Origin of the sequence: Sulfurospirillum sp. (genome assembly GCF_036802865.1) — a bacterium.
Classification (GTDB): Bacteria; Campylobacterota; Campylobacteria; order Campylobacterales; family Sulfurospirillaceae; genus Sulfurospirillum.
On record NZ_DAIRVK010000002.1, the window covers coordinates 49796 to 67476 of the forward strand.

The following is a 17681-nucleotide window of genomic DNA, read 5'->3' on the forward strand; positions in this document are numbered from 1 at the left end:
CAATTACGAATAAAGAGAGGATAAAGCAGTTTTGATGCGGTTTTTGCTTACATGTAACGTATTTTTATTTTTATCTTTTACACCGCTCTTGAGTGAGGATTTTATCTCGAAAATGGAGTATGCCAAAATGCTCTATTCGAACCCTAGAGGGATTGGCTGTAACAAATGCCATGGTGAAAAAGGAGAAGGTTCTATTATCTCGAAATACTCTTCTAAAGGTAAAGATGTTGTACTCTCTGCACCTGCAATCACCAGTGTTTCTAAAGAACGTTTCTTCCAAGCATTGACAAGCCAGCATAAAGTGATGCCTACTTACTTTTTGACATGGCAAGAGATCGATAGCTTATACTACTATGTCTCAAGTGAAGTAAAAAAGTAGTTTGTTTAGAAACTTTCTGTAAAATTATCAAAAATCAATTAAGGACGTATCATAATGCACTATGATAAAAGCATTAAAGCGTATGAAAAAGCTCAAAGCGTTATTCCTGGCGGTGTTGATTCTCCCGTGCGTGCGTTTAAAAGCGTGGGTGGAACACCACTTTTTATTAAAAAAGGTCAGGGTGCGTATCTCGTCGATGTGGATGGAAATCGTTATGTCGATTTTGTTCAAAGTTGGGGACCGCTTATTTTTGGACATGCTAATAAAACAATAGAAAAAGCGGTCATTAAAGCGGTGAAGAAAGGGTTGAGTTTTGGTGCGCCCACCAAAGCAGAAACCAAATTGGCAAGCCTTATTTGTTCGCTTTTCCCTGATATGGATAAAGTACGTTTTGTGAGCAGTGGAACGGAAGCTGTGATGAGTGCTATCCGACTAGCGCGTGGGTTTACAGGTAAAGATGACATCATCAAATTTGAAGGGTGTTACCACGGACACAGTGACTCACTTTTGGTGCAAGCAGGAAGCGGCGCTGTAACCTTTGGAAGCCCAAGTTCACCTGGTGTGCCAGCCGATTTGACAAAACACACACTTTTAGCAAAATACAATGACATTAAAAGTGTTAAAAAATGTTTTGAAAACTCAAAAAATATCGCATGTATTATCATCGAGCCAATTGCAGGCAATATGGGTTTTGTCCCCGCCGATCCTAAATTTTTGGAAGAGTTAAGAGCGTTGTGTGATAAACATGAGACTCTTTTGATTTTCGATGAGGTTATGAGTGGTTTTAGAGCAAGTCTTAAAGGAGCACAAGGCATTTATCCTACAATGCCAGATTTAGTGACGTTTGGTAAAGTTATTGGTGGAGGAATGCCCGTGGGTGCGTTTGCAGGACGTGCTGAAGTGATGGATAAACTCTCCCCCGATGGTCCTGTGTACCAAGCAGGAACACTCAGCGGAAATCCAGTCGCAATGGCGGCAGGGTTAGCTTCATTAGAGCAAATCATTGAAGAGTCTGATTTATATGTACGCTTAGAACTTAAAGCTAAAAAATTGGTTGATGGACTTAAAGAGGCAGCAAAAGAAGCAGGTATTTCACTCCAAGTTGGTGCTATTGGTTCTATGTTCGGCTTCTTTTTCAATGACAAACCTGTGAAAAATTTTGATGATGCACTTAAATCAGACACAGCCCGTTTTGCGGCCTTTCATCAAGGTATGCTAGCGAAGGGCTTTTATTTCGCATGTTCTCAATTTGAAACAGGATTTATAAGTGAAGCTATGAATGATGAGATGATTGATGAGACCATCGAAGCGGCGCAAAAAGTCTTTAAAGAGATTGCATGAGCGATAAACCAAAATACGGCAAACTCATTGAAGGGGCAGAACAGCTCTCATTAGGCATTTCCATCGTTGTGGCTGTTCTTATCGGTATTGGTGTGGGTATGCTTATGAGTAACTGGTTTAACACACCTTGGCTTCTGTGGGTCGGTGTCTCTTGGGGTATTGGTGGTGCGATTTTAAATGTTTATAAAGCATATAAGAAAAATGTTGCTTCTCTTGATGAACTTAAAGATGATGTAAGATATAAAAAATACCAACACCAAAAAGATGATGATGAAGACGACAAGTAGGCTTTTGCGTTTTTACCTTTTGGGTGATGTTTTTGTCATTCTTTTTTCGCTCACACAAGGTGAAAATTGGCTTTTAAATACCCAAATAGCTTTTGTGTGTTCTTTGTTGATTACATTAGCCTCTTTTCGCTCATACCATACGTTTGTAGAGCGTCGTGTCGATGCAGGGCTCATACCAAATGATAAGTTCGATAAATACTATGAAGACGATAAAGATGAGGATGACGAAAACGAAAGTGAAACACCAAAAGTCACTAAAATAGGCTTTAAACAGAGTTTTCAAAATCTTGCATTAAGCTATAAAAGTGCACTTTCGCTGTATCGTATTCTTTCGTACGGTGTGCTGTTTTTAGCCGTACTGTTTTTAATTCGACATGAAACTTTGGATGCGATTGCTTTTTTTGTGGGCTTAAGTGTGGTGCCACTCTCAAGCTTTTTAAGTGTTTTGTTTATAAAAAAGGGTTTGAATGAAACGAATGAGTAATGAAGAAGCCTTACGTCTGATTCGTGAGGTTGACCTTAATACATTAGGGGAAATGGCGTTGAAGCGCAAAATGGAGCTTCACCCTGAAAATTTGACAACGTTTGTAGTTGATCGTAACATCAACTATACCAATGTCTGTTGGGTCGATTGTAAGTTTTGTGCATTTTATCGTCATCATAAAGAGGATGAAGCCTATGTGCTCTCTTTTGAAGAGATTGGTCAAAAAATCGAGGAATTAATCGAAATTGGTGGAACGCAGATTCTTTTTCAAGGTGGTGTTCATCCAAAGCTCAAAATCGAATGGTATGAGGAATTGGTTGAGTGGATTAGTACCAATTACCCTAGCATAACCATTCATGGATTTTCTGCCATTGAGATCGATTATATCGCTAAAATCTCAAAAATTAGCTACCAAGAAGTGTTACTACGCCTTCAGAAAAAAGGGCTTTACAGCATTCCTGGTGCTGGCGCTGAGATTTTAAGTGACCGTGTTCGTGATATTATCGCACCTAAAAAACTAGGGAGTGATGAGTGGATTGGTGTGCATAGAGCTGCCCATAAAATCGGCATGCGCTCAACCGCAACGATGATGTTTGGTACATTAGAAACCGATGAAGAGATCATAGCGCATTGGGAAAAGATCAGAGAGCTTCAAGATGAAACAGGTGGCTTTAGAGCGTTCATCATGTGGAGTTTCCAGAGTGATCATACCAAGCTCAAAGAGGAACATCCTGAGATTAAAAAGCAGTCTTCAAACCGTTATCTCAGACTTTTAGCAGTGAGTCGTTTGTATCTTGATAATTTCAAAAATATCCAAAGTTCTTGGGTAACGCAAGGAAGCTACATCGGTCAACTAGCTCTTATGTTTGGGGCAAACGATCTAGGCAGTACGATGATGGAAGAAAATGTGGTCAAAGCAGCAGGTGCGGCGAACCGCATGAATCAAGCCGAGATGGTTAAACTCATCAAAGACATTGGCTCAATCCCTGCCAAACGCGACACTTCGTACACGGTTTTGGAGAAGTTTGCATGAAAAAAATAGTTTTAACGATAATGATTTTGTTACAAGGAGTATTAGTGGGTCAAGAAGTCAGTCAAATCAATGTTAATGGTGTCGAAATTCCTGTGGTATTTGAGAAAGATGCTTCTTTGCCTATTGCTTCGGTACAATTGGTAGTCAAAAATGCAGGCAGCATGGAAGATGGTGCTAATGAAGGTATTGCAAAGTTCTTAGCAGCAATGTTAGGCGAAGGTACTAAAGAGATGGGTGCTACGGCATTTGCGGAAGAGTTAGAATTTCGTGCAATTTCACTGGGTGCACACTCGGGTGTTGAAACACTGGTTTTTGAAGCGTCAGCACTTAAAGAGCAGTTTCCTTATGCCCTCGAAATGATGAAAAAATTGCTTAAAAGTCCTAATTTTAGCAAAGAGAGTTTTGAAAAAATCAAACTTTTAACCCTCGGTATGCTTTCCAACAAAGAGAGTGACTTTGACTACATTGCAAACCTTAATTTACAAAAACTTATTTTTGAAAATACACCTTTTGCACATGCATACAGTGGTGATGTTAAAAGCATTAAAGCCCTCAAGCTCAAAGATGTTGAGAGTTTTTATAAAGAGCGTGTGAATTTGGAGAGTTTAATTATTGTTGCGGGTGGTGACATTGAACTTGATGAACTTAAAAAACTTCTTCTACCTGTTCTTTCTGAGATCAAACACGGTAAGCATCGTGAAGTTGCTTATTTTGATGCAAACAAAAATGCGAAAGAGTTTATTGTAAACAAAGAAAGTGAACAAGCGTATATCTATTTTGGGGCTCCTTTTTATATGAAAAGTGGCGATCCAGAGGCATATAAAGCCAAAGTTGCAAGCTTTATCTTAGGCGAGAGCGGTTTTGGAAGTCGTTTGATGGAAGAGATACGCGTTAAACGTGGCTTGGCATATTCAAGTTACAGCAGAAGCAGTATTGGAAAATCAAGCAGCAGTTTTACAGGGCATCTTCAAACCAAAAATGAGAATTTGGATGAAGCCAAAAAAGTGGTTGCTGCTGAAATCAAACGCTTTGTGGATGAAGGCGTTACTGAAGAAGAATTAGCACAAGCCAAACGTTTTTTACTTGGGAGCGAGCCTCTTCGCAACGAGACACTTTCACAACGTCTTTCACGGGCTTTCTTTGAGTATTACAGTGGATTTGAACTCGGGCATTCTAAAAAACAGTTAGATAAAATCGAGAAGTTGAGCCTTGAAGAACTTAACAGTTTCATTAAAAAACACGATGAAATCACAGCACTTAGCTTTTCAGTAGTCACGAAACGTGCAAAACCTTGAATGTGATCCGCTCGATAAGGAACGCTTTAAAAAGATAGGAGTAGGGACGCTTTTAGACTTAGCGCTACTCCTGCCTCATTCGTATGAAAATACAACCCTCACACCTGCACCTCTTTTGGAGCAGATCAATACGGTGCATGTCAAAGTCCTTTCTCTCAAACAAAGCCCTAAAGTGTTTCAAATTGTTTTCTTTTGCGAAGCATGGCAAACCAACCTTGATGGCGTTATATTTGCAGCAAAGCCCTACCATAAGGCACTTTTTAAAGTGGGTAGTGAGCTGTACATCAACGGAAAAGTGCAGTATAACAGTAGTAGAATGCAGATCGTACAACCCAAAATCATCACAACGATCAATACGCTCATCCCCAAATACAAAACGCCACTACAGAATAAAACGGTTATGGATATAATGAAGCGTTATCTAACGTTGGAAGCACTCTTAAATGAAGGCTTACAGGTAAGTGAAGTAAAGAGTCTTTTGAGCTTGCATTTTCCTACGGCTAAAGAAGCAAGTACGCTAGGAAGTTTTGGTTACTCGGAGTCCATTCTAAAAGTACTTAAATATGTCGAGATACATAACTACCTTAAAAAACTCTCTGGCAAAAAGGTCAGTTTCCCCTCATGTTGTAAACTTGATGGCGATGAAAAGCCCTTTATTGGGTCTTTACCTTTTACCCTTACCTTAGATCAGCAAAAAGTTATTGGTGAGATTAAACGAGATTTTTTAAGTGAAAATGCGGCGAAGCGTGTCGTCATGGGCGATGTGGGGTGTGGTAAAACCATGGTGATTTTAAGCTCTGTGATGATGGCATACCCGCAAAAATCTGTTTTGATGGCGCCGACAACGGTACTTGCCAACCAACTTTTTGAAGAAGCAGGGAAGTTCTTACCCAAACATGTCAAGACACTTTTAGTGACACAAGAGGCTGATGTAAAGGAAAATTTAGCTGATTTTGATTTTATCATCGGCACACATGCATTGCTTTATAGGGAACTTCCTGTGTGTGCGCTTGTGATGGTCGATGAACAGCATCGTTTTGGAACGAAACAGCGTTCGCTTCTTTCAGCCCTTGTTTCAAAGCAGGCATGGCATCCACACTATTTACAGTTTTCAGCAACACCGATTCCTCGAACACTCAGTATGATTCAGTCTTCTTTGGTCGATTTTTCGTTCATTAAGATGTTACCGTTTCCAAAAGACATTACCACCAAAGTGATCGCAAAAAAGGACTTTAAAGCGTTGGTTGAACACCTTCACGCTGAAATCGCTCAGAATCACCAGTGTATTATTGTCTATCCGTTGGTTGAGGAAAGCGAGATGATTAACTACCAGTCCATTGATGAGGGGCGTGGCTTTTGGGAGAAAAACTTTGATGGCGTTTTTGTTACATACGGTAAAGATAAAAACAAAGAAGAGGTACTCAAAGCCTTCAAAGAAGAGGGCAATTTGCTTATCTCAACGACGGTTGTAGAAGTAGGGATCTCACTTCCAAAGCTTTCAACGATAGTCATTGTTGGAGCTGAACGATTGGGCCTTGCGAGTTTACATCAGCTCAGAGGTCGTGTCAGTCGCAATGGTTTAAAAGGATTTTGTTACCTTTATACCAATTTAGCCAAGAGCGAGAGGCTTGAAAAGTTTAGTCAAACACTCGATGGATTTGAAATTGCAGAGCTTGATTTAGAGTTTCGACAAGGCGGAGATGTTGTTGGTGGAGTAATTCAAAGTGGTAAAAAGTTGGTTTGGTTTGATATGGTCAGTGATGAGGAAATTTTAAGAGAAGCAAAACGTAGGTTGGAGGAGGCTAAAAGCCCCCTCTAGGTCTATTAATACAATCCAAATCTTCCGTCAGTTTTTTTATACATTACGCGGAATTTATCTTCCATGTCGTGGAAAACAATAAATTGTCTGTCACTTTCTTTGAGCTCATTCATAGCATCTTCAACCTCGACAGGTTTGTAGCTGTTAAGACGCATTGGAACGATCTCATCATCACTACCCTCCGCATTTTCAGTCGTTTCTACTACATCAAGCCCTTCAATAGGCTTATGTGTGTTGATTTTATCGTGGTGACGACGAAGTACTTTTTTCGCACGTTCAATCGCAAGATCAACCGCAGCATACACATCTTTGTCTTTTTGTTGAATAACAACGGTGTTTTTATGTGCCATGTTAATAGCAAACTCGACATTGAAGCCTTTTTTGCCATTTTTTTCGTCCGCTGAGATCACAGTACGCACAGAGATAATGTCCAAATTGTATTTGCCAAGAGCATCAACCGCTCCTTCAACATAAGCCTTGATCGGCTCGGTCAAATCAAATTGTTTTCCTACGATACTTGTGTTCATCTTGTCTCCTTTTCCTTACCCCTCTTGGGGTTGATAAAACAAGTATAACAAAACGAACCTTAAAGCAAAAGGAGGTCTAAACGGCTAATATTAGGGCTTTTGGATGGTACGGCGATGAAGTCTAATAGGCTCTGTGGAGATATTATTGCCAGGTGTTAATTCCACAATAGTGTCAATGATAACAGTGACATTAGAGTCTATAGTACTAATGTTAGATTCACTGAATTTTTGGCAAGGTCTTGCTACATTGCTTGCTGGTAAACCGATCCCTAAATAGTTGATAGAAATGTTAATATCAAAGAGTGGGGTGGCTGTATTTGGGAACTGTGCATTTATGGTATTTAAACAACCATTTGTTGCATTAATTTCATGTGCGCTGATGGCTAAAAGTGCATACTCGGTACCACTTTGTACTAAAAGTTCTGCTTGTTCTCGAAGATACGTATCGCTGGTTTGTTTAACATTAAGTGTTGAAAAAGAGAGTGCCAAAGCACCTATCGTTGCTATGAGAACTATAAAAACAATCGCGGTGATAAGTGAAAATCCTCTGCGCATCAATAAATAACCTTCTCTTTGCAAATAGCAATGCGATCACCCGTGCCTGTTTCATTATTGTCATGTAAACAGAGTTTTAGGCGAATGACCGTGTCATCTTGTTTGAATTGAAAAAGGCTCACATGTTCGGCAAGTACTTCATTACCATTGCTATTATAATTTTGACCTAACCATGGCTGATAGTTAAAACGAAGTGTTAAATTAAAATCGGTTGAGTTAAAATTACTGGGGACAATGGCATAGGCTGAATGAGCTAAAGCGTAATGCTCATAAATGTCAGTTGGGATATCTATAGCATAATTAATTGTTAAGATATCATCCGTATTTCTTATTACTCTAATTGTTGCAGTTCCATTAGTGTTAATATTGTTTTGAGCCCAACCAAAATCACCAGCATTGTAAGCCGTTTGAAAAATAAGAGCAGCTTCTCTCCCTGCTGTTAAATCAACAGCACCTTCGGTTAATGCACTCATCGTATTGCCAGTAAATGTAAGATTGCTATCGGTGGTTTTTAATGTACGTGCTGTCTTGTTGGTATTTACATGGTCTAAGTCGATAAATCCACTCCATCCCGGAGGTGAACTTAAAAGGCTTTCATTACTATAGCCTATCCACTCTATAATCGAGTAGCTATTGTCACTGTTTGAAAGTCCTGTAAAATTTCCATTTTCTCTGCGTGCGATGGTGCTTGGTTTAATGCGATACTGCAACCGCTTGGCAATTTGCTCTAGTGTAAGCTCCGTTTGTATCTCTAGTTGGTTCATGGCTCTTGATTGTATGTAGTTTTTGTAGAGTGTAAGTACAATCTCAGAGCCAATACTTGCCACAATGCCCAAAATAACGATGACCATTACAAGTTCGATCATTGTAAATGCTTTTTTCATTACCATGTCTTCTTTGCCACTTTACTCTGCCCAATATTGGATGAAAAAGCGAACATTGATATTGGGTTATCAAGACCTGTTGCGGTTGCAGTTACTCGAATCATTTTTATATTGGTGCTATTGGTTGTGTTATGGTCTGGATCGAATATAAAGGTTATACCATTATTTGCATAGCTATTTCCAGCCGGAAGCGTGTCTATTATATAATTAACAGTGGTCCTAAGTCTTACATTATAGATAAAATCATCAAGAGCGTTTATGGTTTTGTTTTCATCTTTGCCATCAAAATCATCAATATCTGAAGGAGTACCTACTGTTCCAAAATTAACTTTCGTGGTAGGAACAATCGTAAGAGTATCCCATAAACGCCTTCGACCATCGGCTAAAACATGCCCTTTGCGTCTTATAGTGCTTGTATTAAAGTCAGTAGCAGTATCAACAGATGCAGGTATGTTTAAAACGCGCTCGATATCGGCTGTTGCATCATAGGTGTTTTGATCCCATTGATAGGCTAAGACGTAAGAGAGTTTTGTTTTGATAGAGAGTATAACCTCTTGGCGTAGGGAAAAGCTATTGCTATTTTGTACTTGCGTCAAAATAAGCGGTAAGCTCATAACAGCAACGCCTATAATGACAATAGCAAATACCAGTTCTATCATCGCTATCGCTTTTTTCATGTTACCAGTTCATCTTTCTATTGCTACGTGTAATATTGGTATCATTTGTAAATGCACCGGTTGTATGCGACGTATCGTTTCTATCAACATTTCCGGCCCCTGACCAGTTTCCAGCACGTGTAAATTCGACATTGAAATCATTGGTCGTAGCATTGGCATTGAAAGGATTAAAAATAAGCCACGCAGAAGGTGTCATAAGAATACGATCAACATACGGCGCAGTTGCATTGGTAAGTGGATGACTGGTATCAAATCCTTGAGCGTTAATTGTACTAGTATTTGGATTTGCAATGGTGGTAGTACCTATTTTCCCAAATTGAGAGACATTACCAAATGTAGTGTTCGTATGGAGAGGATTTTGGTACCAGCTTATAGAAAGAGGGCTTTGCATGCCGATAGCATTGAATCCCGTTGCATTACAATTGGCACAATAAACCTCATAACGAATCGTTGCAGGGATAGGGCTTGTCTCTCGATAATCGGTTGAATAAACACGTCCGTAATAAAATGTAGCATTTTGATTTAATGTCACTGCCCCACTTGCCAGATCAGCATCATTTGTGGTTAGGTTTTGAATGGTAAATCTAAAAGGCTGAACAGGTTTTGTGCTGTTTCGGTCAAAATTGATCAAATAATTCGTCTCTGCCATACCTCTTGTCGTACTATCAAAAAGAGCTTTGGAGAGAGGTATGCGATAAGAGGAGCTATTAGCTAATGTAACAGTTCCATTAAGGTCGTGTTTTTTTTCGTACCATAAAAATTTACTTAAATTGGTTAGCGTAGTACCTATGGTATTTGTGCTTAGGGTAAGATTGGCATCTTTGGCATAGCATAAAGCTGTATAGTTTGACAGGAGTGCATTTGTAGCGCTGCGTGCTGAAATATTGAGATCTAAAGGTGCGGAAATATCACGATTTGGACTGGTAGTAAATTGTTCAAAATTGGAAAGATAGGTAAATCCATTACTGCCATTACTAAATGCCCCTGTGATTAAAAAAGTACTTGGCACAACGGTTATCGTTTGAGAATAAGGTGTGATGTAGCGCTGTGCATCGGGTGTATCGGCAAGGTCGACAAGTGCAAATTCAGCACCAGGAATTTCATGTATGGAAACAGTATAATCTCCAACATTTGGTAAACTATATTGAGAAGAAGATGTAACACCATTAGTAAACCCTATTGTAGGGCTAAATTGAATGGAGTTAACTGTACATGTTTTGGTAGAGTCGCTAATGTCAACATCAACTTTAAACGAAGTATTTGCTGTTTCATTATAGTTCGTTGCTCCTGTTCCTCCATATTGATTTGCTTGAAATGTGATAGATGTATTTTTATCAGCAATGAAGGTTTGATTCGCAGTAATGGTACTGTTGAAATTGTTTGGTCGAATGGCAAAATTATCACTTGAACAATTCAAATCGGTATAACTGCTACCACTTTTTTTACCGAACTGCACACGTACATTTTTATAGGCACCGGGAATAGTGGTTGTAATTGTAGTTGGGTTGACGGATGAGAGATTGAGATCTTGCCAAGAGGTAAGGGCTGTTGTCCCACTTGGGCACTGCGCATTATCGACAAGTCGCCATCCAACGAGTCCTGTTGTGTAATTTTGATATTGTGCATTATCAATTGATGCAGCTTTGAGAGTGAAGGGTTGATTGGCAATTTTTGTGTATATTTTACGGCTTATGTTTACAGGAGGTGCACCTAGAATAGATGTCTCCCACGCGTCAAAAAAAGTGGATAAGATTGGTTCTTGACCTAACGTACCACAGTTGAGTGCTTTTATTGTTACATTATCAAAAGAGTGAAAATTATAATTATCTCCTGTTGAACCTGTAAAACTGAGTTTGAAATTATCTGGGGCTGTCGCTACTTGTGTTGCATCGACGCCATTCATATTAGGGAGAATTTTATAGCCATTGCCATCATTGATATCTCTCCGAACGGTAATAATAGTTCCACTTCGAGTATCAATCGTAAATTTATATTTGTTACTCGGTGCAGGAGTTGTTGAAGCAGTATTGTCAATTCCGACACCTGTGGATGTTTGCAAATTTCCACTATTGGCTATAAAACAATATCCTTTAGATCGATCAGTCCCTTGTTTTCCTCGAATAGTTACAGAGTCTAATATGGCGCTTGTTGAAGGATGACTTGAACAGGTATTACCTCTTCCTTCATTGTCATTGGCAAAGTTTCCATATTCGTCCAAGCCAAATCCAAGCCATCCACCTGCAAAACCTAATGTTCCCGTTCTTTGAGCATATCCAAGTGATCCACCATAAGCTCCTGCTACAGCTGTAACGTTGGCATCCGATAGTACAACGGCAACACCATCTGCTCCATTCCCCGCATAGGCATTGTGCTCAAATTCGATTTCAACCAAATTGTTTTTGGATGGAAAATCTCCAACAAGTGAAATTCCTGAAGAGATATTTTGCTGTTTTTGTGTTAAGAGTAGTTTATTGTCGGTAATGTTTGGTGGATATGTTCCTGTACTAATAATGCTCCATTTAGAACCTAAATTGGCACGATTAAAATCATCGGTAAAACACGTTTGAAGTGTCTCTGCACAAGGGCAAGATCGTGTTGAACCATCAAAATTTTTACCCGCGTATTCATTGGCATAAATAGCTTGAATTTGACTATCTGAGAGAACTGAACCAAAAATCTTAAATTCGTCTACTCCTCCACTTAAAGCTTGATTGTTGAGGTTATCTTGCGATGATAAAATGTAGTTGATTGTTCCTGAAACACCTCGTGAAACAGTGTTGACAGATGTTCCGTCGAGATAAATGGTCGTAGAATTCCCACTTTTGGTTAATACAATATGATGCCACCCTGATAAATTAGATGCAAAAGTATCTTCTTTTGAGCTGGATCCATTCCAAACACCCCAATCAATAGAATTATTGGATGAATTTGTCACTAAATAAGCTAAATCGCCACCACCTACAATGGAACCAAATACATGATACTTGGTCGTAATATTGTTTTGTTGCAAAGGAAATTTTATCCACGTTGAAAGTGTCCAGTTGGATGGAATCGCGAAATTTGTTTGTGGTTTTAAATATCCCGTAGGAGTTGATGCGCCATTAGAATATTTACACAATACACTCGGAGAACTTGAACTATTGCTCAGTGAATTGTAGCGTGTTGCATTTCTTCCATTGGCGCTACTGTCTAGTACTTCTCCTGCTGTGCCATTCCATGAGCACTCATCAAATCGATACTCTACAACCAAGCCTTGTTGACAAGGTTCCCCTGTATTAGGCGTACAATTTCCATAGATAACACTACTAAAATCTTTAATAATAGTCTGAACATTTGTCCAGATTGGAGCGGTTATATTGGCATAAACCGTTGAGCTGTTCAGAATATAAACATAATTTCCAGATGATATATTTGTAGGTGATGTTGAAGAACCTATGGTACTTCCTGAAATATAGACAGGCACATTTTGAGTTGTAATACTACCACTTGTCATTATTACATAATTTAATTGAACACCATTTCCTCCTGAGGTTGAAAGTGCTCCACTGATAGTTCCACCTGTAATATTAATTGTATTATTTGTAGCCGTGATAGTCGTAGCAGTTATGTTGGTATTGCTGGTAATAATACCATTGCCTCCACCTGAATAAATATTGCCTACAATAGTACTGTTGAGAATATAAACAGTATTAACAGTTGCTCGGATGTTTCCGTATACTGTAGCTCCATATAAGGTTATTTGATTCGAGTCTGATGTTATTGAACCATAAACAGTATTGTTGCTGTTGTAAAATGTGATACCACCGCTTTGTGAATAGAGATTAATCGCATATAAACTAGATCCAACAGAATTATTTCCATTAAAAGTCATACCATTAGCGACAGATAATGTGTAATTCCCTGTACTTGTGATGACATCGCCGTATCCAAATGTAATAGAATTACTTGCACATGTATATGTTGTACCTGAAATAGTCCAATTATTGAGATTGCCTCCACATGAAGGTAAAGCGTTTTTTGTGCCATCTAGTGTGTATGTAGCGGCAAAAGAGCAGATAAGTGTAGAATGTAATAAAAATATCCATAAGAACCATCTATTTTTATTTTTCATTCAAACAAATCCCTTGTTTTTTTATATCATTTAGAGTGTTAGTGTTAGAATTTATTGTACTAAATATCAAGAAGTATCCAATCACGATTGCTCGTAAAGAGCCATCGTGATAAGTAAAAATCTATAAGGTTAATCTTTATTTAAAAACTTAGCAACGCATTCCATCAAGCCAAAATCAGGGTATTGATTCGCATCTAAAACGACTTGAGCAACGCTTCCGTTATCGACATTAAACACAAGAGGTGCGATGAAGTTAATCGTTGAGGTTTCAATAGGTGTTGCAACGATCATAATATTTAAAATAAGAATGTTTTTTGTCTTTTCACTGATATCAAGTAAGGCTCTGAAGTATTCAGGAATTTCAAAATCATAAGGGCGAATCATAAAAGGGTTAATAAGGGCAAAGGTTGTTGTATCGGATTTTGATATAAATTTTACGAAGAAATCATCAACTTTCTCAAGTTCTGCTTCTTTGATTGATTCAAATCCAGGGATCGGTGCTTTCACAGAAAAGATCATATACGTTCCTTTTTAAAAATAAATATTTTATCTATTGTATCATTTTGTACGTTAAATGCGACAAGATCATCGAAACAAATCGGTCAAAATGCAAAAAATGTTATTTTTATTTTAAGATAACAAAAAAGAGGATACAATAGACTTTTTTAACACAAAGGATAGAGTGAATGAAGATAGCAAATGTTCTTATTGTGGCGTCATTAGTGGCTTTTATGAGCGGTTGTGCCTCGAAAGATAAAGATGTTTTCAACATGCCAGCCATGTATTGGTATGAAGAGATCGCCAAAGAGATTAAAAACCAAGATTTAGAAAAAGCAGATTCGCTTTATACTTCTTTAGCAAGTGAGCATATTGAATCACCTCTTTTACCTGAAGCTATGATGATGTTATCTAACGCGCATATCCAAGAAGAAGAGTACGTTTTAGCTAATTTTTACCTTGATGAGTACCTTAAACGTTATGGTAACAAAGCTAATGCTGATCATGTGCGTTACATGAAAATTAAAGCAAATTACGAAGCGTTCCCAAATCCAAACAGAAATCAACAGTTGCTGTTAGATACGATTACTCAAACAAAAGACTTTCTTGCTCGTTACCCTGACTCAAAGTTTCGTCCTTTAGCAGAGACAATTTTAGTACGTTTAGAGATGGGTGAGTATTTCCTCGATGGCAATATCAAAGACCTTTATTCACGTGTTGACAAGCCTGAAGCTGCAAAATCGTATGATGAAAAGCTTAAAAAATCTTCTTTAGGTGACGCAAAAATTGTAGAGCCAAAAATTCCTTGGTATCGTTCTTGGTTTGAAAAACAATAAGCACTATAACTTTTTATTTACTTCTTTACTATACAATCTAATTATCGCATAAGAGCTTGGCTCTTATGCCCTTACCTGTAAAATAACAAAAACATCAAAGTACGGAGATTGAGCGATGAAACTCAGCGACTACACCGCATTTCCTGCGGACATCCCCATTGTCGTAGAAGACAATTTATTTTTATACCCTTTTATGATCTCACCCCTTTTTTTAACCGATGAAGAAAACATTCGTGCAGCCAATGATGCGCTAGACCACAACTCTTTGGTGATGGTTTGTACTGCTAAAGTTGGCAATGAGCATGGACGTGACTTTAATGCGATTTATCCAGGAGGTGTTATTGGTTCTATCATGCGTAAAGTGGATCTTCCTGATGGTCGTGTCAAGATTCTTTTTCAAGGTATGCAAAAAGGAAGAATTTTAAAAGAACTCTCTACCAAGCCTCTTCGCGCAACGGTTGAACTTATTGCAACTCATCATTCTGAAGTGATGAAAGTAGAAGCGACTTTGGCTGTTTTACGTGAAAAAATCACGCAACTTTCATCACTTGGCGGACAATTTCCTCCTGATTTGATTAAAACGATTGAAGATAACAGCGACATTCACCGTATTACAGACCTTGTTGCAAGCAGTATGAAGCTCAAAAAAGAGCAGGCGTACAAGCTGTTTGTGGAAGCCGATGATGAGACACGGCTTTTGCAACTCATTGACTATGTTATTGAAGAAATTGAGTCAAGCCGTTTGAAAAAAGAGATTAAAACGAAAGTGCATTCTCAAATTGAAAAAGTGAACAAAGAGTATTTTCTGAAAGAACAGCTCAAACAGATTCAAAAAGAGTTAGGTACGGACAATCAAAGAGAAGAAGAGATTGAAGAGTATCGTAAAAAGCTTGATGCTAAAAAAGAGCATATGGAAGAAGATGCTTACAAAGAGATCAAAAAGCAGATCGACAAGCTCTCACGTATGCATCCAGACTCTGCTGATGCCAATTTGATTCAGAGTTACCTTGACTGGGTAATTGAAATTCCTTATGGAAAGTTATCAAAAAAATCACTCGATGTTTTAGAAGTCAAATCACAACTCGATAAAGATCATTATTCACTCGAAAAGCCAAAAGAACGTATCGAAGAGTTTTTTGCAGTGCGTGAATTGCTCTCAAAACGAGGTATTGCCGATAAATCTGCCACAGGTGCTATTTTATGTTTTGCGGGCCCTCCAGGTGTGGGTAAAACCTCTTTAGCGAACTCGATTGCAAAAGCGCTGAAACGCAAACTTGTACGCATTGCTTTGGGTGGACTTGAAGATGTCAATGAACTAAGAGGACACAGACGAACGTATATTGGAGCGATGCCAGGACGTATTGTTCAAGGCATCATTGAAGCAGGCGAGATGAACCCTGTCGTGGTACTAGATGAGATCGATAAAGTAGCACGAAGTTTCAGAGGTGACCCAACAGCAGTTCTTCTAGAAGTGCTTGATCCTGAGCAAAATAACAAATTTAGAGATTATTATTTGAACTTCAACCTTGATCTTAGCAAAGTGATCTTCATTGCAACCGCGAATGAAGTAGGCTCTATTCCTGCACCGCTTCGTGATCGTATGGAGTTTATTTTTGTTAATTCTTATACACCACAAGAAAAATATGAGATCGCTAAAAAATACCTTATTCCTCAAGAGTTAAAAAAACATGGTCTGAAAAACAGTGAAGTAGTTATTTCTAAACCAACATTACAGCTCATTATCTCTAACTATACCCGTGAATCAGGGGTTAGAAATTTACGCCGAAGAATTGCAGATATTTTACGAAAAGTGGCAAAACAGCTTTTGACGGATGCATCCATTGATAAAGTAAGTATTGGTAACGCCAATCTTAAAGAATATCTCCCTAAAACGGTTTTTGAGATTGATGAAGTGGATAAAGAAAACAGTGTGGGTATCGTCAATGGACTTGCTTGGACAAGTGTGGGTGGTGATGTTCTTAAAGTCGAGGCCATTCGTATTCAAGGCAAAGGCGGCATTCAAATCACGGGTTCTTTGGGTGATGTTATGAAAGAGTCTGCCAAAATTGCACTGAGTGTGGTTAAAGTCTTGATAGACAATGGTAAAATTGATGTACCACTTTCTATCATCCCAACATCAGGGCTTGATAAAGAAGAGAGTGCCAAAAAGATCGAGCCAAGTGATGTTTACAGGCGTTATGATCTTCACATTCACGTCCCAGAAGGCGCTACGCCAAAAGATGGTCCAAGTGCGGGTATTACGATGGCAACAGCCATTGCTTCTATCCTATGCAATAAAAAAGTTAAAAGCGATTTAGCAATGACGGGTGAGTTAACCCTAACAGGTAAAGTTTTGCCTATTGGTGGGCTTAAAGAAAAACTCATTGCTGCGTATAAAGCGAAGATCAAAACAGCATTGATTCCTAAGAAAAACTATGAAAAAGATTTAGATGAAATTCCTGATGAAGTCAAAGAGAAAATGAAAATTATCCCAGTGTCTCGAGTGGAAGAAGTGTTGGAGTATGCGTTAGTTTAAGTAGGTTATAAAGAGGGCTATTATAGGTTGATGGTAGTCCTCAAAAACTGAGTAATCATTAAAGTGGATAAATAGTTATAGTAACACAGAAGATAACGCAAGTAGATTTAAAAAAGAAGAAAAGCCCCAAATTTGGGGCTTTATGCTTATTGTTGTAATTGCTCGAAAGGAACTGCAACAACTTTTTGAGTGTCGATGATGTAAGGGATAACCGCTGTAGCACGAGCGCGTTTGATCGCTAGTTCTACCATCTCTTGATGTCTTTTGCAGTTACCAGTTAAACGACGAGGCATAATTTTGTATCTCTCGGAGAGAGAATGTCTCAAAATTTTTGCATCTTTATAGTCAACGTATTCTACTTTTGCTTCACAGTATTTGCAATATTTGCGTGCAAATTTTCTTTTCTCTGCCATTTTTTA

Annotated in this window: 16 protein-coding genes; 9 read left to right on the forward strand and 7 right to left on the reverse strand. The window is 38.5% G+C overall.

Going from position 1 to position 17681, the window contains the following annotated elements; all coding sequences use genetic code 11:
• Positions 1-34 precede the first annotated feature (34 nt).
• The 7 genes from V7Q04_RS04595 to recG are packed head-to-tail and all read left to right on the forward strand — an operon-like array spanning position 35 to position 6638.
• Positions 35-379: a c-type cytochrome gene (locus V7Q04_RS04595; RefSeq protein WP_333803750.1), complete on the forward strand. Its 345-nt coding sequence runs from the start codon at positions 35-37 to the stop codon at positions 377-379.
• 54 nt (positions 380-433) lie between these two features.
• Positions 434-1720 carry a glutamate-1-semialdehyde 2,1-aminomutase gene (gene hemL / locus V7Q04_RS04600; protein ID WP_333803751.1) on the forward strand — a complete coding sequence of 429 codons (1287 nt, stop codon included), beginning with the start codon at positions 434-436 and terminating at the stop codon, positions 1718-1720.
• The gene (locus V7Q04_RS04605) at positions 1717-2007 is read left to right on the forward strand and encodes an AtpZ/AtpI family protein (protein ID WP_333803752.1); all 291 of its coding nucleotides are present in this window, start codon (positions 1717-1719) and stop codon (positions 2005-2007) included. The genes hemL and V7Q04_RS04605 overlap by 4 nt, the downstream gene beginning before the upstream one ends.
• On the forward strand, positions 1991-2491 hold the full coding sequence (locus V7Q04_RS04610) for a hypothetical protein (RefSeq protein WP_333803753.1): 501 nt from the start codon (positions 1991-1993) through the stop codon (positions 2489-2491). Before V7Q04_RS04605 ends, V7Q04_RS04610 begins: the two co-directional genes overlap by 17 nt.
• On the forward strand, positions 2475-3524 hold the full coding sequence (locus V7Q04_RS04615) for a dehypoxanthine futalosine cyclase (RefSeq protein ID WP_333803754.1): 1050 nt from the start codon (positions 2475-2477) through the stop codon (positions 3522-3524). The genes V7Q04_RS04610 and V7Q04_RS04615 overlap by 17 nt, the downstream gene beginning before the upstream one ends.
• A gap of 44 nt (positions 3525-3568) precedes the next feature.
• Positions 3569-4819 carry a M16 family metallopeptidase gene (locus tag V7Q04_RS04620; protein WP_333803755.1) on the forward strand — a complete coding sequence of 417 codons (1251 nt, stop codon included), beginning with the start codon at positions 3569-3571 and terminating at the stop codon, positions 4817-4819.
• Positions 4806-6638 (forward strand): ATP-dependent DNA helicase RecG, encoded by a 1833-nt coding sequence (recG, locus tag V7Q04_RS04625; RefSeq protein WP_333803756.1) that lies wholly within the window; start codon positions 4806-4808, stop codon positions 6636-6638. Before V7Q04_RS04620 ends, recG begins: the two co-directional genes overlap by 14 nt.
• Before the next feature lie 5 nt (positions 6639-6643).
• On the opposite strand, the gene hpf is transcribed toward recG, so the two are convergent.
• From hpf to fliW, 6 genes are all read right to left on the reverse strand, one after another.
• Entirely contained in the window at positions 6644-7165 is a 522-nt protein-coding gene (gene hpf, locus V7Q04_RS04630; RefSeq protein WP_333803757.1) for a ribosome hibernation-promoting factor, HPF/YfiA family, read from the reverse strand.
• Between the two features lie 90 nt (positions 7166-7255).
• Entirely contained in the window at positions 7256-7720 is a 465-nt protein-coding gene (locus V7Q04_RS04635; protein ID WP_333803758.1) for a type II secretion system protein, read from the reverse strand.
• Positions 7720-8604 carry a type II secretion system protein gene (locus tag V7Q04_RS04640; protein ID WP_333803759.1) on the reverse strand — a complete coding sequence of 295 codons (885 nt, stop codon included), beginning with the start codon at positions 8602-8604 and terminating at the stop codon, positions 7720-7722. Before V7Q04_RS04640 ends, V7Q04_RS04635 begins: the two co-directional genes overlap by 1 nt.
• Positions 8604-9281 carry a hypothetical protein gene (locus V7Q04_RS04645; RefSeq protein WP_333803760.1) on the reverse strand — a complete coding sequence of 226 codons (678 nt, stop codon included), beginning with the start codon at positions 9279-9281 and terminating at the stop codon, positions 8604-8606. Before V7Q04_RS04645 ends, V7Q04_RS04640 begins: the two co-directional genes overlap by 1 nt.
• Position 9282: 1 nt before the next feature.
• Positions 9283-13392 carry a LamG-like jellyroll fold domain-containing protein gene (locus V7Q04_RS04650; protein ID WP_333803761.1) on the reverse strand — a complete coding sequence of 1370 codons (4110 nt, stop codon included), beginning with the start codon at positions 13390-13392 and terminating at the stop codon, positions 9283-9285.
• Positions 13393-13521: 129 nt separating this feature from the next.
• The gene (gene fliW, locus V7Q04_RS04655; RefSeq protein ID WP_333803762.1) at positions 13522-13911 is read right to left on the reverse strand and encodes a flagellar assembly protein FliW; all 390 of its coding nucleotides are present in this window, start codon (positions 13909-13911) and stop codon (positions 13522-13524) included.
• A gap of 167 nt (positions 13912-14078) precedes the next feature.
• Here fliW and V7Q04_RS04660 point away from each other — a divergent pair, with 167 nt between their 5' ends.
• Positions 14079-14726 carry an outer membrane protein assembly factor BamD gene (locus tag V7Q04_RS04660; protein ID WP_333803763.1) on the forward strand — a complete coding sequence of 216 codons (648 nt, stop codon included), beginning with the start codon at positions 14079-14081 and terminating at the stop codon, positions 14724-14726.
• 115 nt (positions 14727-14841) lie between these two features.
• The gene (lon, locus tag V7Q04_RS04665) at positions 14842-17262 is read left to right on the forward strand and encodes an endopeptidase La (RefSeq protein WP_333803764.1); all 2421 of its coding nucleotides are present in this window, start codon (positions 14842-14844) and stop codon (positions 17260-17262) included.
• Between the two features lie 146 nt (positions 17263-17408).
• On the opposite strand, the gene rpsR is transcribed toward lon, so the two are convergent.
• Entirely contained in the window at positions 17409-17675 is a 267-nt protein-coding gene (gene rpsR, locus V7Q04_RS04670; protein WP_041959792.1) for a 30S ribosomal protein S18, read from the reverse strand.
• Between the last annotated feature and the right edge of the window lie 6 nt (positions 17676-17681).

Excerpts from the sequence above, each read along its gene's own strand:
- V7Q04_RS04595 (WP_333803750.1), top strand. The coding sequence starts at position 35 with ATGCGGTTTTTGCTTACATGTAACGTATTTTTATTTTTATCTTTTACA.
- hemL (WP_333803751.1), top strand. The coding sequence starts at position 434 with ATGCACTATGATAAAAGCATTAAAGCGTATGAAAAAGCTCAAAGCGTT.
- V7Q04_RS04605 (WP_333803752.1), top strand. The coding sequence starts at position 1,717 with ATGAGCGATAAACCAAAATACGGCAAACTCATTGAAGGGGCAGAACAG.
- V7Q04_RS04610 (WP_333803753.1), top strand. The coding sequence starts at position 1,991 with ATGAAGACGACAAGTAGGCTTTTGCGTTTTTACCTTTTGGGTGATGTT.
- V7Q04_RS04615 (WP_333803754.1), top strand. The coding sequence starts at position 2,475 with ATGAAACGAATGAGTAATGAAGAAGCCTTACGTCTGATTCGTGAGGTT.
- hpf (WP_333803757.1), bottom strand. The coding sequence starts at position 7,165 with ATGAACACAAGTATCGTAGGAAAACAATTTGATTTGACCGAGCCGATC.
- V7Q04_RS04635 (WP_333803758.1), bottom strand. The coding sequence starts at position 7,720 with ATGCGCAGAGGATTTTCACTTATCACCGCGATTGTTTTTATAGTTCTC.
- V7Q04_RS04640 (WP_333803759.1), bottom strand. The coding sequence starts at position 8,604 with ATGAAAAAAGCATTTACAATGATCGAACTTGTAATGGTCATCGTTATT.
- V7Q04_RS04645 (WP_333803760.1), bottom strand. The coding sequence starts at position 9,281 with ATGAAAAAAGCGATAGCGATGATAGAACTGGTATTTGCTATTGTCATT.
- V7Q04_RS04650 (WP_333803761.1), bottom strand. The coding sequence starts at position 13,392 with ATGAAAAATAAAAATAGATGGTTCTTATGGATATTTTTATTACATTCT.
- fliW (WP_333803762.1), bottom strand. The coding sequence starts at position 13,911 with ATGATCTTTTCTGTGAAAGCACCGATCCCTGGATTTGAATCAATCAAA.
- V7Q04_RS04660 (WP_333803763.1), top strand. The coding sequence starts at position 14,079 with ATGAAGATAGCAAATGTTCTTATTGTGGCGTCATTAGTGGCTTTTATG.
- lon (WP_333803764.1), top strand. The coding sequence starts at position 14,842 with ATGAAACTCAGCGACTACACCGCATTTCCTGCGGACATCCCCATTGTC.
- rpsR (WP_041959792.1), bottom strand. The coding sequence starts at position 17,675 with ATGGCAGAGAAAAGAAAATTTGCACGCAAATATTGCAAATACTGTGAA.